General features: G+C 67.2%; 12 protein-coding genes. 3 read left to right on the top strand and 9 right to left on the bottom strand.

Annotated features, from left to right (window positions below; genetic code table 11):
• Positions 1-71 precede the first annotated feature (71 nt).
• Positions 72-842 carry a PP2C family protein-serine/threonine phosphatase gene (locus AC07YS_RS02850; protein ID WP_095745659.1) on the top strand — a complete coding sequence of 257 codons (771 nt, stop codon included), beginning with the start codon at positions 72-74 and terminating at the stop codon, positions 840-842.
• A 21-nt stretch (positions 843-863) separates the two neighbouring features.
• Here AC07YS_RS02850 and AC07YS_RS02845 read toward each other — a convergent pair whose 3' ends face one another.
• From AC07YS_RS02845 to AC07YS_RS02810, 8 genes are all read right to left on the bottom strand, one after another.
• Positions 864-1,523, bottom strand: coding sequence for a hypothetical protein (locus AC07YS_RS02845; RefSeq protein ID WP_139706286.1), 660 nt, complete (start codon positions 1,521-1,523; stop codon positions 864-866).
• On the bottom strand, positions 1,520-2,617 hold the full coding sequence (zapE, locus tag AC07YS_RS02840) for a cell division protein ZapE (protein ID WP_062480826.1): 1,098 nt from the start codon (positions 2,615-2,617) through the stop codon (positions 1,520-1,522). The genes AC07YS_RS02845 and zapE overlap by 4 nt, the downstream gene beginning before the upstream one ends.
• Before the next feature lie 82 nt (positions 2,618-2,699).
• Positions 2,700-4,130: a dihydrolipoyl dehydrogenase gene (lpdA, locus tag AC07YS_RS02835; RefSeq protein ID WP_095947210.1), complete on the bottom strand. Its 1,431-nt coding sequence runs from the start codon at positions 4,128-4,130 to the stop codon at positions 2,700-2,702.
• 19 nt (positions 4,131-4,149) lie between these two features.
• Positions 4,150-5,406, bottom strand: coding sequence for a 2-oxoglutarate dehydrogenase complex dihydrolipoyllysine-residue succinyltransferase (gene odhB, locus AC07YS_RS02830; protein ID WP_495267437.1), 1,257 nt, complete (start codon positions 5,404-5,406; stop codon positions 4,150-4,152).
• 54 nt (positions 5,407-5,460) lie between these two features.
• Complete coding sequence (locus AC07YS_RS02825) at positions 5,461-8,337, bottom strand: 2-oxoglutarate dehydrogenase E1 component (RefSeq protein ID WP_062480820.1); 2,877 nt, start codon at positions 8,335-8,337, stop codon at positions 5,461-5,463.
• A gap of 195 nt (positions 8,338-8,532) precedes the next feature.
• Entirely contained in the window at positions 8,533-10,446 is a 1,914-nt protein-coding gene (locus tag AC07YS_RS02820) for a propionate--CoA ligase (RefSeq protein WP_495267436.1), read from the bottom strand.
• Positions 10,447-10,594: 148 nt separating this feature from the next.
• Positions 10,595-11,200: an isochorismatase family protein gene (locus AC07YS_RS02815; RefSeq protein WP_495267435.1), complete on the bottom strand. Its 606-nt coding sequence runs from the start codon at positions 11,198-11,200 to the stop codon at positions 10,595-10,597.
• A 12-nt stretch (positions 11,201-11,212) separates the two neighbouring features.
• Positions 11,213-11,899 (bottom strand): TetR/AcrR family transcriptional regulator, encoded by a 687-nt coding sequence (locus tag AC07YS_RS02810; RefSeq protein WP_095745663.1) that lies wholly within the window; start codon positions 11,897-11,899, stop codon positions 11,213-11,215.
• Between the two features lie 128 nt (positions 11,900-12,027).
• Between AC07YS_RS02810 and AC07YS_RS02805 the strand changes: the two genes are divergently transcribed.
• On the top strand, positions 12,028-13,653 hold the full coding sequence (locus tag AC07YS_RS02805) for a 4-hydroxyphenylacetate 3-hydroxylase family protein (RefSeq protein ID WP_495267434.1): 1,626 nt from the start codon (positions 12,028-12,030) through the stop codon (positions 13,651-13,653).
• A 10-nt stretch (positions 13,654-13,663) separates the two neighbouring features.
• Positions 13,664-14,464, top strand: coding sequence for an alpha/beta hydrolase (locus AC07YS_RS02800; RefSeq protein WP_495267433.1), 801 nt, complete (start codon positions 13,664-13,666; stop codon positions 14,462-14,464).
• 8 nt (positions 14,465-14,472) lie between these two features.
• Here AC07YS_RS02800 and AC07YS_RS02795 read toward each other — a convergent pair.
• A partial coding sequence (locus AC07YS_RS02795; RefSeq protein ID WP_495275703.1) for a PQQ-dependent sugar dehydrogenase occupies positions 14,473-15,351 on the bottom strand: 879 nt, incomplete at its 5' end.

Here is a 15,351-nt window from a genome sequence, read left to right as displayed (position 1 = left end):
TTCATTCGATAATACGTCCTGACACGAACCCCAGAGAAGACAGAAAGCGCGCCTCTGGCGCCCCAGCGCTCATGACCCAAGGCTTTCGACTCGCCGCCGCCACCGGCCTCCACAAGGGGGATCGCCCCTACCAGCAGGACCAGGTGCTGTTGATGAGCCACCCCCGCACGCCGGGCTGCGTGCTCGGTGTCATCGCCGACGGCATGGGCGGACGCAGCGGCGGGCGCAAGGCGTCCGACCAGGTGCTGATGACCGCGCGCCAGCTCTTCACCCGCTACAGCCCCGAGCGCGACGACCCCGCCGTCGTGCTGCGCCAGCTGCTCGAAGACGCCCACACCGTGATCAAGCTCACGGCGCTGTCGAGCGAGCAGGAACCGCACAGCACGCTGGCCGCCTTCCTGATGAACCCCAAGGGCGACTGCGCCTGGATTCATGCGGGCGACTCGCGCATCTATCACTTCAACGACGGCGCGCTGGTCAAGCGCACGCGCGACCATTCGTACGTGCAGGCGCTGGTCGATCGCGGCCAGATCAGCGAGGCCGAGGCCAACATCCATCCGCAGGGCAACATCCTGCTGGGTTGCCTGGGCATGACGACCACGCCGCCGCCCGTCGATCCGCACCACATCGCCAAGCTGCAGCCGGGCGACCTGCTGATGGCCTGCAGCGACGGCCTGTGGCACTACTTCTCGCCCGAGGAACTGGCCAGCGTGCTGTACGCGCAGCCGCCGCGCGACGCAGTGGAAATCCTGGTGGGAGAAGCGCGGCGCCGTGCGCGCGGCACGGGCGACAACATCTCGATCGCGGTGCTCAAGCTCGACCGGCTGCCCGCGGCGGCCTGAGCGCCCGCCCTCTTTCAAGGATCAGGGCGAGGAAGCCGCCGGTGCCGGTGGCAACGGTGCGCCGCGCGGCTTGGTGCGCTCGGCGTTCTGGCGTTCGCGGTTGGCGCGGTGTTCCGCCGCCCGCTTCTGCTTGTCCTCGAAGCGCGTGGTCGCGGCCGGCGCTTCGGCGCGGCGCTGGGCCGCCTTGGCCTGCTCGTCGGCGTGGGCCTTCTGCTTGTTCTCGAACTGGCGCTGGCGCTCGGCCGCGTCGGCCGCGGTCGCGGCCCGGCTCGCGGCGTGGTCGGCGGCGCGCTGCTCGCGCGCCTTCTGGTCTTCCTGCGACTTCTCGCGCTGTTCGCGCGAATCCTGCGGGCGCTGGGTGGCGGCCTTCTGGTCGAGCTTCTGCAGCTCGGCCGCGCCGCTGCGCTGGCGCTGAATGTCGTTGATCGCGGTTTCCTGTCGCTTGATGTGGTCGGTTTCCTTGCGACGGCGGCTGCGGCTTTCGCGCAGGCAGTCTTCGACCGCGAACTTCTTGTAGCAGGCCGCGCGCTCCTTCGCGTAGCGCGACTCGATGACCTCGCGCTCGGCCGCCAGGCGGCTGCGTTCGGCTTCGAGGTCGGCGTTGCCCGCCGCCGCATTGGACTGGGCCCACAGCGGCAGGCTGGCCAAGGCCAGGAACAGGGCAAGAGCGGTTTTTTTCATGTGAGTCGGGTGTCGACGATGCGGCGTTCCAGGGCGAGGAATTCGCTCGACTGCATTTCGGTGAGCCGGGACACCGTGCGCGGAAACTCGTGCGCCAGCGGCCCCTCGGTGTACAACGCCTCGGGCGGAACCTCGGCCGACATGATGAGCTTGCAGCGCCGGTCGTACAAGACGTCGACCAGCCAGGTGAAACGGCGTGCTTCCGAGGCCATGCGCACCGGCATGTGCGGCACGTCGGACAGCAGCACGGTGTGGAACTGGCTTGCGATCTCGAGGTAGTCGTTCTGCGAACGCGGGCCGCCGCACAGCGTCTTGAAGTCGAACCACACCACGCCGCCGGCCTTGCGCAGCGCGCGGATCTCGCGCTGCTCGATGTGCAGGATCGGGTTCTCGTCGGCCGTCTCGGCCAGCTTGTCGAAGGCGTGGCGCATTTCCTTCTCGGCCGCCGCGTCGTTCGGCGTGAGGTACATGCGCAGCTGCTCCAGCGTGCGGCGCCGGTAGTCGGTGCCGTTGTCCACGCTCAGAACCTCAAGCTTCTGGTTGAGCAGTGCAATGGCGGGCAGGATGCGGTCGCGGTGCAGGCCGCCGGGGTACAGGTCGTCGGGCTTGAAGTTCGAGGTGGTGACAAAGCCCACGCCGTTGTCGAACAGCGCCACGAGCAGCCGATGCAGGATCATCGCGTCAGTGATGTCCGCGACGTGGAACTCGTCGAAGCAGATCAGCTTGTAGCGCTTGGAGATGCGCAGTCCCAGCTCGTCGAGCGGGTTCACGGTGCCCTGCAGGTCGCGCAACTCGCGGTGCACTTCGCGCATGAACTCGTGGAAGTGCAGGCGCGTCTTGCGCCGCAGCGGCACGGCGTTGAAGAACAGGTCCATCAGGAAGCTCTTGCCGCGCCCCACGCCGCCGTACATGTAGACGCCGCGCGGCAGCTCCGGCCGGTTGATGAGCTTCTTCAGCGCATTGGAGCGCCGGGCCTTGTACTCGCCCCACTCGGTGGCGCAGCGGTCGAGCGCCTCGACAGCCGCGAGTTGTGCGGGATCGCTCTTGAACCCGCGTGCCGCGAGTTCCGCTTCGTAAGCCTGTTTGACGCTCAAGGGATCGGATCGCTTCAAAAATGGAGAGCCCCGACCGCCCCGCGAGGGTCGATCGGGGCCGGGTTCGCTCAAGAACCGGAGATCAGAAGTTGAGCGTGCGCTTGTCCACGGCCAGGGCCGCTTCCTTGGTGGCTTCCGACAGCGATGGGTGCGCATGGCAGATGCGCGCGATGTCTTCGGCGCTGGCCTTGAACTCCATCGCCACGACGGCTTCGGAGATCAGCTCGCTGGCCTGTGGGCCCACGATGTGCACGCCCAGGATCTCGTCCGTGGCGGCGTCGGCCAGGAACTTGACCATGCCGGTCGTGTCGCCCAGCGCGCGTGCGCGGCCGTTCGCCAGGAACGGGAAGGTGCCGGCCTTGTAGGCGCGGCCTGCGGCCTTGAGCTGCTGCTCGGTCTGGCCGACCCATGCGATCTCGGGGCTGGTGTAGATCACCCACGGCACGGTGTTGAAGTTCACGTGGCCGTGCTGGCCCGCGATACGCTCCGCCACCGCCACGCCTTCTTCCTCGGCCTTGTGCGCCAGCATCGGGCCGCGCACCACGTCGCCGATGGCCCACACGTTGGGCAGGCTGGTCTTGCAGTCGTCGTCCACGGCGATGGCGCCGCGCTCATCGAGCTTCAGGCCCACGGCTTCGGCATTCAGGCCGATGGTGTTGGGCACGCGACCGATCGAGACGATCAGCTTGTCGACTTCCAGCGTCTGGGCTTCGCCCTTGGCGTTGGTCCAGGCGACGCTCACGCCCTTCTTCGACGACTTGATCTCGCCGACCTTCACGCCGAGTTCGATCTTGAGCTTCTGCTTGTCGAAGGCCTTCTTGGCTTCCTTGGCGATCTGCTCGTCCACGGCGCCCAGGAAGGTCGGCAGGGCTTCGAGCACCGTGACCTCGGCACCGAGGCGGCGCCACACCGAACCCATTTCGAGGCCGATGACGCCCGAGCCGATCAGGCCCAGCTTCTTGGGCACAGCGCCGATGCGCAGCGCGCCGTCGTTCGAGAGGATGTTTTCCTCGTCGAACGGCGTGCCCGGCAGCGCGCGGGCGTTGGAGCCCGTGGCGATGATGATGTGCTTGCCGCTGATCGATTCTTCAGCGGCGCCCGCCACCTTGATCTCGTAGCCGGTTTCGTCGGTCTTCACGAACGAACCGCGGCCATGGAAGAAGCTGATCTTGTTCTTCTTGAACAGGTACAGGATGCCGTCGTTGTTCTGCTTCACGACCTGGTCCTTGCGGGCCAGCATCTTGTCGATGTCCAGGCCGAGGCCTTCGACCTTGATGCCGTGGTCCGCAAAGTGGTGGCCGGCCTGCTCGAAGTGCTCCGACGATTGCAGCAGCGCCTTCGAGGGAATGCAGCCGACGTTGGTGCAGGTGCCGCCCGGTGCGGGGCCGCCCTTGCCGTTCTTCCACTCGTCGATGCAGGCCACGTTGAAGCCGAGCTGCGCAGCGCGGATCGCCGCGATGTAGCCGCCAGGACCGCCGCCGATGACGACGACGTCGAATTGCTTGTTTGCCATCTGGTTCTTGCTCCCCGGATCAGATGTCGAACAGCAGGCGCGACGGATCTTCCAGCGCTTCCTTCATGGCGACCAGGCCCAGCACGGCTTCGCGGCCGTCGATGATGCGGTGGTCGTAGCTCATGGCGAGGTAGTTCATCGGGCGAACGACGATCTGGCCGTTTTCGACCACGGCGCGGTCCTTGGTGGCGTGCACGCCCAGGATGGCCGACTGGGGCGGGTTGATGATCGGGGTCGAGAGCATCGAGCCGAAGGTGCCGCCGTTGGAGATGGAGAACGTGCCGCCGGTCATTTCTTCAATGCCCAGCTTGCCGTCTTGCGCCTTCTTGCCGTACTCGGCGATCTTCTTCTCGATGTCGGCGAAGCTCATCTGGTCGGCATTGCGCAGGATGGGCACCACCAGGCCGCGCGGCGAACCGACGGCGATGCCGATGTCGAAGTAGCCGTGGTACAGGATGTCGTTGCCGTCGACCGAGGCGTTGAGCACCGGGTACTTCTTCAGTGCGTGCACCGCGGCCTTCACGAAGAAGCTCATGAAGCCGAGCTTCACGCCGTGTTCCTTGGTGAACGCGTCCTGGAACTTCTTGCGCAGGTCCATGACCGGGGCCATGTTCACTTCGTTGAAGGTGGTCAGGATGGCGTTGGTCGATTGCGACTGGATCAGGCGCTCGGCGATGCGCGCGCGCAGGCGGCTCATCGGCACGCGCTGTTCCGGACGCTCGCCCAGGTCAGGCGCGGCGGGCGCGGCGACCTGCTGCAGCGCGGGCTTGGCAGCCGGTGCGGCGATGGTGGCGGCAGGCTTGGCGCCGGCAGCCACGGCGCCGAGCACGTCGCCCTTGGTCACGCGGCCGTCCTTGCCCGTACCGGCCACGTCGCTGGTCTTCAGGTTGTTGTCCGCCAGCAGCTTGGCGGCGGCGGGCATGGCGACGTCGGCCTTCGAACCACCGGTAGCGGCGGCTGCCGCTGCGGGAGCAGCAGCGGCCGGTACGGCGGCGGGGGCTGCTGCAGCAGCGGGTGCCGCGGCGGCGGCCTTGCCGTCGGTGTCGATCTTGGCGATCAGCTGCTCGGCCACCACGGTGGCGCCGTCGGGCTGAACGATCTCGACCAGCACGCCGGCCGAGGGCGCGGGCACTTCGAGCACGACCTTGTCGGTTTCGATCTCGATCAGGATTTCATCGACGGCGACGGCTTCGCCGGCTTTCTTCTTCCACGTGAGCATGGTGGCCTCGGCCACGGATTCGGAAAGCTGGGGGACTTTGACTTCTACGATAGACATTTGGAGTGAGCTCCGTTTTGTTCTTGAGGGTGTTCGTGTGAAAAGGGACGGTTCTTACTTGGTCAGCACGAAGCCCTTGAGCTTGCCAAATGCGCCATCGACCAGCGCCTTCTGCTGTTCCTGGTGCAGGTGCGAGTAGCCGACTGCAGGCGATGCCGAGGCGGCACGGCCGGAGTAGCCGAGCTTCTGGCCTTCCTGCATGTTTTCGTGGATGTAGTGCTGCACGAAGAACCAGGCGCCCTGGTTCTGCGGCTCGTCCTGGCACCACACGATGTCCACGAGGTTGGGGTACTTCTTGACCTCGGCGGCGAACGCCTTGTGCGGGAACGGATAGAGCTGCTCGACGCGGATGATCGCCACGTCGTCGCTGCCCTGCTCTTCGCGCTTCTTGGCCAGGTCGTAGTAGACCTTGCCCGAGCAGGCGATCAGGCGCTTGACCTTCTCGGCCTTCAGACCCTTGCTGTCGGGAATGACGGTCTGGAAGCTGCCCTTGGTGAACTCGGACAGCGGCGAGGTCGCGTCCTTGTTGCGCAGCAGCGACTTGGGCGTGAGGATGATCAGCGGCTTGCGCAGGTTGCGCACCATCTGGCGGCGCAGGATGTGGAAGATCTGGCTGGCCGTGGTCGGCTGCACCACCTGCATGTTGGTGTCGGCGCTCAGCTGCATGAAGCGCTCCAGGCGGGCCGAGCTGTGCTCGGGGCCCTGGCCTTCGTAGCCGTGCGGCAGCATCATCGTGATGCCGTTGACGCGGCCCCACTTGACTTCGCCCGAGGCGATGAACTGGTCGATCACCACTTGCGCGCCGTTCACGAAGTCGCCGAACTGGGCTTCCCAGATGACGAGCGTGTTGGGGTCGTTCGAGGCGTAGCCGTATTCGAAGGCCAGCACGGCTTCTTCGGACAGGATCGAGTCGATGACGACGAACGGGGCCTGGTTCTCGGCCACGTTCTGCAGCGGCGTGTAGGTGCCGGTGTCGAACTTCTCGCGGTTCTGGTCGTGCAGCACGGCGTGACGGTGCGTGAACGTGCCGCGGCCCGAGTCTTCACCCGACAGGCGCACCGGGTAGCCGCTGGCCACCAGCGAGGCGAACGCCATGTGCTCGCCCATGCCCCAGTCGACGTTGACGTCGCCACGGCCCATGGCGGCGCGGTCGTCCAGCACCTTCTTCACGAGCGGGTGCACGGTGAAGTTCTCGGGCGCCTTGGTGATGCGCTCGGCCAGACGCTTCCACTCGGCGGAGGGAATCGCGGTGTCGCCGGCGTCGGTCCACTTCTTGTTGAGGTACGGGCTCCAGTCGACGGCGTACTTGCTCTTGAAGTTGGTGAGCACGGGGTCGACGGTGTTCTTGCCTTCGTCGAAGGCGGCGCGCTGCGCCTTGACCATGTCGTCGCCGAGCGTGTCGCCCAGGCCTTGCGCGGCCAGCTTGTCGGCGTACAGCTTGCGCGTGCCGGGGTGGGCCGCGATCTTCTTGTACATCAGCGGCTGGGTGAGCGAAGGCGTGTCCTGCTCGTTGTGGCCCAGCTTGCGGAAGCAGATGATGTCGACGACCACGTCCTTCTGGAATTCCATGCGGAAATCAAGAGCGAACTGGGTGGCGAGCACCACGGCTTCGGGGTCGTCGCCGTTCACGTGCAGCACCGGCGCTTCGATCATCTTGACGATGTCCGAGCAGTACAGCGTCGAGCGGCTGTCGCGCGGGTCGCTGGTGGTGAAGCCGATCTGGTTGTTGATGACGATGTGCACCGTGCCGCCGGTGGAGTAGCCACGGGTTTCGGCCAGCGCCAGCGTTTCCATCACGACGCCCTGGCCTGCGAAGGCGGCGTCGCCGTGCACGATCACGGGCAGCACCTGCTTGCCCAGCGGGTCGCCACGGCGGTCCATGCGGGCGCGCACCGAGCCTTCGACCACGGGGTTCACGATTTCCAGGTGCGAGGGGTTGAACGCCAGGCTCAGGTGGACCGGGCCGCCGGGGGTGGTCACGTCCGAGCTGAAGCCCTGGTGGTACTTGACGTCGCCGCTGGGCAGGTCTTCGGGGGCGGTGTGGTCGAACTCGGCGAACAGGTCGGCGGGCATCTTGCCCAGCGAGTTCACCAGCACGTTCAGGCGGCCGCGGTGGGCCATGCCGATCACGATTTCCTGCACGCCCTTGACGCCGGCCTGGTTGATCAGTTCGTCCATCGCGACGATGAAGCTTTCGCCGCCTTCGAGCGAGAAGCGCTTCTGGCCGACGTACTTGGTGTGCAGGAAGCGCTCGAGGCCTTCGGCGGCCGTCAGGCGGTTCAGCACGTGCTTCTTCTGCTCGGCGCTGAGCTTGGGATTGGTGCGGGCGCTTTCGAGCTTCTGCTGCCACCAGCGCTTGTGGTTCTGGTCGGTGGTGTACATGTACTCGGCACCCATCGTGCCGCAGTACGTTTCACGCAGGGCATTGAGCAGGTCGCGCAGCGACATGGTCTCTTTGCCGAAGAAGGTGTTGCTGGTGTTGAACACCGTCTCGAGGTCAGCGTCGGCAAAACCGTAGAACGAGGGCTCGAGTTCCGGAATGGCGGGACGCTCGGCGCGCTTGAGCGGGTCGAGGTCGGCCCAGCGGGCGCCGACGTTGCGGTAGGCGGCAATCAGCTGCTGGACTGCCGTGCGCTTGCGGCCGAGCTCGGAGTCGGCGCCGCTGGCCTGCACGACACGGGTCGTACCCTGCTTGGCCAGTTCGGCAAAGGCGTTGATGACCGGCAGGTGGGGGACGTCGCGGGCGCTGGTGCCGTCGGCGGCGGGAACGTTCTGCAGGGCGTCGAAATACGTGCGCCAGTTGTCGGGAACGCTGCCGGGGTTGGCGAGGTAGTTTTCGTACATCTCCTCGACATAGGGCGCATTGCCGCCGAAGAGGTAGGTGTTGCCTTGATAGGCGGTGTACGCCGTGGGCGTAGAGGAATCGCTCATGATCCGCTGACCTTCGCTTCCCTGGAGGAAGCACGAGTTGGTTAAGAAACCTTCCGCGACACGGCTGGACCGATTGGCGGATGCGACTGTGGCTGGGGAAGGGCCTGAGTACCTTGGCATTGTGCCACGTCAACCATATGACGACAGAACGCGGCTGCGCAAGGCCCGCAACCCTACCCCGATTCGCGCCCGCGGTCAGGTGGCGGACAGTAACTGTTTGATCTGCTGGAGGGTGGCCGGATCGTCGATGGTGGTCAGGTCGCCCGGGTCGCGCTGCTCGCAGACGGCCTGGATCGCCCGGCGCAGCAGCTTGCCGCTGCGGGTCTTGGGCAGGCCGCTCACGAAGCGCACGCGCGCAGGCCGCGCCAGGGCGCCGAGCTGGTCGGCCACGACCTTCATGATCTCGCCCTCGAGTTTGAGGGCCGCGTCGGCATCGGTCACAGCCAGGCCGTCTTTCGGCACGACGAAGGCCATCGCCACCTGCCCCTTGAGCGTGTCGGCCACGCCGACCACGGCCACCTCGGCCACGTTGGCGTGGCCCGAGATGCTCTCCTCGATCTCGCGCGTGCCCAGCCGGTGGCCGGCGACGTTGATCACGTCGTCGGTGCGGCCCAGGATGTAGAAGTAACCGTCGGCGTCGCGGATGCCCCAGTCGAAGGTCGAATAGACCATCTTGCCCGGCACGCTCTTCCAGTACGTATTGACAAAGCGCGCATCGTCCTTCCACACGGTCTGCATGAAGCCGGGCGGCGTTGGGCCCTCGACCACGACCACGCCCTTCTCGTTCGCGCCGGTGAGTTCCTCGCCGGTCGACTCGTGCAGGATCTTGATGCGGAAGCCGTACATCGGCACGCCGGGGCTGCCGAACTTGCTGGGCTTGGCTTCCACGCCGTTGGCGATGGTGATCATCGGCCAGCCCGATTCGGTCTGCCAGTAGTTGTCGATGATCGGCACGCCCAGGCCCTCGCTGATCCAGCGCGCAGTCGGTTCGTCCAGCGGCTCGCCGGCCAGGAACAGCGCGCGCAGGGTCGACAGGTCGTACTTCTTGAGCAGCGCCGGGTCTTGCTTCTTGAGCACGCGCACGGCGGTGGGCGCGCTGAACATCACGGTCACCTTGTACTTCTCGACCAGGCGCCACCAGATGCCGCCGTCGGGCTGCTGGTCGATGCCCTGCGTGGGCAGGCCCTCGTACATGATGGTGGCCATGCCCGCGATCAGCGGGCCGTAGACGATGTAGCTGTGGCCCACGACCCAGCCGATGTCGCTGGTCGAGAAGTAGGTTTCGCCGGGGCGTCCGTCGAAGATGTGCTTCATGCTCGCGGCCAGCGCCACGGCGTAGCCGCCCACGTCGCGCTGCACGCCCTTGGGCTTGCCGGTGGTGCCGCTCGTGTAGATCGTGTAGCTGATGTCGGTCGAGGCCAGCCAGGTGCAGGGCACCTGCGCGTCCAGGTGCTTTTGTCTCAGTTCGCCCGCCAGGTGGTCGCGGCCGGCCACCAGCGTCATCGGCGCCAGGCCGCGGTCGGTCAGCAGCACGGCCTCGGGCTTGTGCTTCGACAGGCGGATGGCTTCGTCGAGCAGCGGCTTGTACGCGATGACCTTGCCGCCGCGCGAACCCGCGTCGGCGCTCACGACCACCTTGGGTTCCGCGTCCTCGATGCGGGTGGCCAGCGAGCCACTCGCGAAGCCGCCGAACACCACGCAGTGGATGGCGCCGATGCGCGCACAGGCCAGCATCGCGAACGCGGCCTCGGGAATCATCGGCATGTAGATGAGCACGCGGTCGCCCTTGCCCACGCCCAGCTCGACGAGGCTGGCGGCGGTGCGCTGCACCTCGGCATGCAGCTCGGCGAAGCTGTAGCTTTTCTCGGTGCCGGTCTCGGTCGACACGAAGATCAGCGCCGGCTGGTCGCCCCGATCGGCCAGGTGCCGGTCGACGGCGTTGTGGCACAGGTTGGTGGTGCCGCCGACGAACCAGCGCGCGAACGGCGGCTGGCTGGCGTCGAGGATCTGCTGCGCGGGCGTGTGCCAGTCGATCAGCTTCGCCTGCTCGGCCCAGAAGGCCTCGGGCGCGTCGACGGACTGGCGGTAGAACTCTTCATAGCGGCTCATCGGGATCTGTCTCCTGTTTTATGGATGTCGTTCCGGACTCGCGCCGAAACTGAATTCATAATTATGGGAGTCGATCTTGCGGGAAGCTGACAGCCGCGGCAATCCGGGCGGCCCCTTGCCGGGTCGCCCTCAACAGCAGTTCAGCGAATCAGCGGATCAGCGCCTGCAGGTCGCGGAACGCCGGGTGTTCAGCGGTGCGCAGCCACTCGAAGCCGACCATCTCGGTGGTCACGAGCTCGGCGCCGGCGCCGGCCAGGCGGTCGAAGGCCGCGTCGCGGTTGCGCTCGGTGCGCGAACTGCAGGCGTCGGTGACGACCCACACGTCGAACTCGTCCTCGAGCAGGTCGAGCGCGGTCTGCAGCAGGCAGACATGGGCTTCGCAACCGGCGATGACGATGGTGTTGCGCTCTTCGGCCGCGGCCGGGGGCTTCTGCAGGTGCTTGGGCAGGCTGCGGGCGTTGCCCTGCGGCGCCGCCTTCGTGGGCGGGCGCAGCCATTCGCCGAGCCCCTCTTCCACGCCGCTGAAATGCATCTTGGCCAGCGTCTTGCGGCAGAAGGCCCGGATCTCGGGCAGGTTCTCGCCCAGCTTGGACGGGTTCTGCTCGGTGCCCCAGACCGGCACGTCGACCCATTGCGCCATCTGGCCCAGGCGCGCCGCGTTGCGCGCTGCCGCCTCGCCTTCGAAGATCGCCGGCATCAGCCGCGCCTGGTAATCGACCAGGACAAGTTGGGATTGCGTGGCGTCGAGCAGCATGGACTTCTTCTTTCAGGTATCGGTTGAACTGGGCTGAACCGTACCACCGAAAAGCGCGGGTTTCGCGGGATCGTCCGCCGTTGCCACTGGGGAAGATCGCTGCACCAACTGCGCGAGGTAGGTCTTGAACAGCGCATCGGCCGACTGCCTGAACATGCGGATGCGCCCCGTGTGCTGCATCAGCAGCAGCCCGACGCCGTGCGCGAACAGCGCCGTGTTCTCCTGCTGCGCGAGGTCGGCATCGAGGCCCAGGGCGAGCAGTGCTTCTTCGCAGGGGCGCAGGGCGTCGTAGAGGCGGTCGTTCAGTTCGTGGTCGAGCGCATGCGTGAGCCCCCGGGGCCGCATGCCGTGCACCAGATAGAAGCCGAGGTCGAGGTCGCGCGGGTTCGCCGCATAGAAGTCGAACCAGGCCTGGGCCTTGGCGGCCAGGGTCTGGTCGGGCCGGCGCTCGGACACCGCCACCTCGGCCACCGCGGCCTGCAGGCGCAGCAGCGACTCGTCGAGCAAGGCCGCGTAGATCGCCTCCTTGCTCTCGAAGTACGAATAGATGGCGCCCGGCGTGTAGCCGGCTTTCTTCGCGATTTCACGGATGCTCGCGCCTTCGATGCCCGCCTCGGCGAACACCGTTCGGGCGGCGTCGAGCACCAGGGCGCGGCGGGCGTCGGTGAGAGTCTGGCGGCGTTGGAGCTTGGCGTGCATGGGCGGGACTATAGCCCTCGATCTGGTCGCCGATCATTTTTTCGAACGTTGATCTAAAAATTGAACAGTGTTTAAATCTCCGCGCCAAACGGTCCAAAAACCCCCACGAGCCCCTGGAGACAACACGCATGAATGCCCCGCCTTCCGACGCCCTCCTCATGTCCGGCGCCGACTACCGTGAATCGCTGCGCCGCTACACGCCCACCGTGTTCGTCGACGGCCGCCGCGTCGCCAGCGTGGCCGACGAGCCCGCCTTCCAGCCCGGCATCAACGCCATCGCCCTCACCTACGACCACGCGCTCAAGTCCGAGTACGCGCCGCTCATGACCGCCGTGCAGCACACCAGCGGCAAGCGCGTGAACCGCCTTTCGCACATCAACACCAGTTCGGGCGACCTACTCAACAAGCTCGAGGCCGTGCGGCTGGTCTGCCAGGAAACCGGCTGCGCCCAGCGCTACCTGACGCACGACGCGCTCAACGCCATCGCCCAGGTGTCCGCGCGCATCGACGACGCGCGCGGCAGCACCGAGCACACCGCGCGCTTCCACGACTACCTGCACCGCATCCAGGACCAGGACCTGACCCTGGGCGTCGCCATGACCGACGCCAAGGGCGACCGCAGCCGCCGGCCGCACGAGCAGGCGAATGTCGACAGCTACCTGCACGTGGTCGAGCGCAACGCGCGCGGCATCGTCATCTCGGGCACCAAGGCCATCGTGACCGGCGCGCCGTATGTGCACGAGCTGCTGGTCATGCCCTGCCGCAACATGGGCAAGGAAGACGCCGACTTCGCCGTCTGCTGCGCCGTTCCGCTCGATGCGCCCGGCCTCACCATCGTCGCGCGGCCCGCCGGGCGACCCGGCGAGAAGCTGGAGCACGGCGACGCCCTCTTCAGCCGCAAGTACGGCCAGAGCACCGGCGTGTGCATGTTCGACCGCGTGTTCGTGCCCTGGGAGCGCGTGTTCTACGCCGGCGAATGGGAGCACTCGGGCCACCTGACCTACAGCTACGCCACGCACCACCGCCACAGCTGCATCGCGGCCCGCGCCGGCTTCGGCGACCTGCTGATCGGCGCCGGTGCGCTGATGTGCGAGGCCAATGGCTTCGACCCCGGCAAGGAGAGCCACCTGCGCGAGCAGATGGTCGAGCTCATCACCATCACCGAGAGCTTCTTTGCCTGCGGCGTGGCGGCCAGCGTCTATGGCAAGGCCGACGACCACTGCGAGGTCTTCATGCCCGACCCGGTGTTCAGCAGCATCGGCAAGCTGCTGCTGGCCACGAAGATCTACGACATGCACCGCATCGCCCACTACGTGAGCGGCGGCCTCATCGTCACCCTGCCCGGCCCCGACGAGGACCACAACCCCGAGACCGCGGCGCGGCTGTCCGACGTGCTGCGCGCCAACCCCGCCATTCCCTACGAACAGCGCATCGAGACGGCACGCTTCATCGAAGACCTCACGGCCGGCTACCAGGGCGGCTGGTACAGCGTGATCAGCCTGCACGGCGGCGGCTCGCCGGCGGCGATGAAGCAGGAGATCTGGCGCAACTACCCGGTCGGCTCGAAGGTCGAACTGGTCGAGCGGCTGCTCGAGCGCGGCATCGCGGCCGACGGCACGCCGGCCGCCGCGCCGCACGACCCGCGCCGCGCCATCACGAAGAACCGCCAGCCCGGCAAGTGCTGCGACACCGGCTGCACCGTGCCGGGACAACCCGTGATGGTCGACCTGCCGATTCCGGTGTCGCGCACCTAGACTCCGGCGGATGCAGACCCTGTCGCTCCTGCGCCGCCATCTCGCGCTGCTCCTCGGCGCCGCCTCGCTGCTGCTGCTCGCCGGCTGCGGCGGGTTGCGCGCCGCCGAGGCGCCACTGGCCACCACGCTGGAAAAGAGCAGTTGCACCCGCAGCGCCGACACGCTGATCGTGCTGCTGCCCGGCGCCTACTCGGCACCCGAGGAGTTCGTGCGCGAAGGCTTCATCGACGCACTGAACGAGAGCCGGCTCGCGGTCGACACCCTGCGTGTCGACGCCCACATGGGCTACTACCGCAACAAGACCATCCTCGACCGGCTGGCGCAGGACGTGATCGCACCGGCGCGCCGCCAGGGCTACAAGGCGATCTGGATCGCGGGCATCTCGGTCGGCGGTTTCGGCGGGCTGCTGTATGCCCAGACGCACCCCGGCGACCTCGCCGGCCTGGTCGTGCTGGCGCCCTACCTGGGCGAACGCGTGCTGAGCCAGGACATCGCCAATGCCGGCGGCCTGTCGCGCTGGCGCGGCCCACTCGAAGCACCGCCGGGCAGCGACCCGCGCACGCCCAGCGACACGCAGCTTTGGCAATGGCTGCGCGGCTACGTCGGCCACACCCGCACGTTCGGCGACCGGCCTCCGCTGTACCTGGGCTACGCGCTCGACGACCGCTTCGCCTTCAGCCACCGGCTGCTGGCTGGCGCACTGCCGGCGGAACGCGTCGTCACGACCGACGGCGGGCACGACTGGCCCGAGTGGCGGCGGCTCTGGCGCCGCCTGCTGCCGACGCTGCCGCTGCCGGGCTGCCCCGGCTGAGCCGCCCTTCAGTTCGGCCGCAAGCGCAGCAACTTGCCGTCGGACTCGTCGGTGAGCACGTAGAGCAGGCCGTCCGGCCCCTGCTTCACGTCGCGGATGCGGGCCCGGCCGTCGGCCAGCAGCTTGTGCTCGGCGACCACCTTGTCGTCCTTCAGTTCGATGCGGTCGAGATAGCCGAACTTCAGCGAGCCCACGAACAGGTTGCCCTTCCAGCCAGCGCCGTAGCGGTCGCTGGTGAGGAAGGCCATGCCCGAGGGCGCGATCGACGGCACCCAGTAGTGCAGCGGCTGTTCCATGCCGTCCTTGCGGGTGATGCCCTCGCCGATCTTGCCGCCGCCGTAGTTCTCGCCATAGGTGATCACCGGCCAGCCGTGGTTGACGCCGGCGCGCGGGATGTTGATCTCGTCGCCGCCCTGCGGGCCGTGCTCCGTCATCCAGAAGCGGCCATCGGGCGCGAGCGTCGCGCCCTGGCTGTTGCGATGGCCGTAGCTCCAGATCTCGGGCAGCGCACCCGGCTTGCCGACGAAGGGGTTGTCTTTCGGCACGCTGCCGTCCTTGGCGATGCGCACCACCTTGCCGTGGTGGTTGTCGAGCGTTTGCGCATCGTCCTTGCGGCTGAAGCGGTCGCCGAGCGTGAGAAAGAGGTTGCCGTCGCGGGCCTCGACGATGCGGCAGCCGAAGTGCGCGCGGCTCGCGACCTTGGGCTTCTGGCTGAAGATGACCTTCAGCGCCTCCAACGCCGTGCCATCGGCCGACAGGCGCGCGCGTGCAAGCGCGGTGCTGTTGGCCGATCCGCCCGACGCCTCGGGCTCCGAATAGCAGAAGTACAGGGTGCGGTTCTGCGCGAAGCCGCTGTCAGCCAGCACGTCGAGCAGCCCGCCCTGCCC

It is taken from the genome of Variovorax sp. GW458-11-26-14-LB1, from assembly GCF_059423965.1.
This window is presented reverse-complemented; position numbering and strand designations above follow the sequence as displayed.

Coding starts and splice junctions, on each gene's coding strand:
- AC07YS_RS02810 (WP_095745663.1), bottom strand. CDS start 11,899: ATGCACGCCAAGCTCCAACGCCGCCAGACTCTCACCGACGCCCGCCGC.
- AC07YS_RS02800 (WP_495267433.1), top strand. CDS start 13,664: ATGCAGACCCTGTCGCTCCTGCGCCGCCATCTCGCGCTGCTCCTCGGC.
- odhB (WP_495267437.1), bottom strand. CDS start 5,406: ATGTCTATCGTAGAAGTCAAAGTCCCCCAGCTTTCCGAATCCGTGGCC.
- AC07YS_RS02850 (WP_095745659.1), top strand. CDS start 72: ATGACCCAAGGCTTTCGACTCGCCGCCGCCACCGGCCTCCACAAGGGG.
- AC07YS_RS02815 (WP_495267435.1), bottom strand. CDS start 11,200: ATGCTGCTCGACGCCACGCAATCCCAACTTGTCCTGGTCGATTACCAG.
- AC07YS_RS02825 (WP_062480820.1), bottom strand. CDS start 8,337: ATGAGCGATTCCTCTACGCCCACGGCGTACACCGCCTATCAAGGCAAC.
- lpdA (WP_095947210.1), bottom strand. CDS start 4,130: ATGGCAAACAAGCAATTCGACGTCGTCGTCATCGGCGGCGGTCCTGGC.
- AC07YS_RS02845 (WP_139706286.1), bottom strand. CDS start 1,523: ATGAAAAAAACCGCTCTTGCCCTGTTCCTGGCCTTGGCCAGCCTGCCG.
- AC07YS_RS02805 (WP_495267434.1), top strand. CDS start 12,028: ATGAATGCCCCGCCTTCCGACGCCCTCCTCATGTCCGGCGCCGACTAC.
- AC07YS_RS02820 (WP_495267436.1), bottom strand. CDS start 10,446: ATGAGCCGCTATGAAGAGTTCTACCGCCAGTCCGTCGACGCGCCCGAG.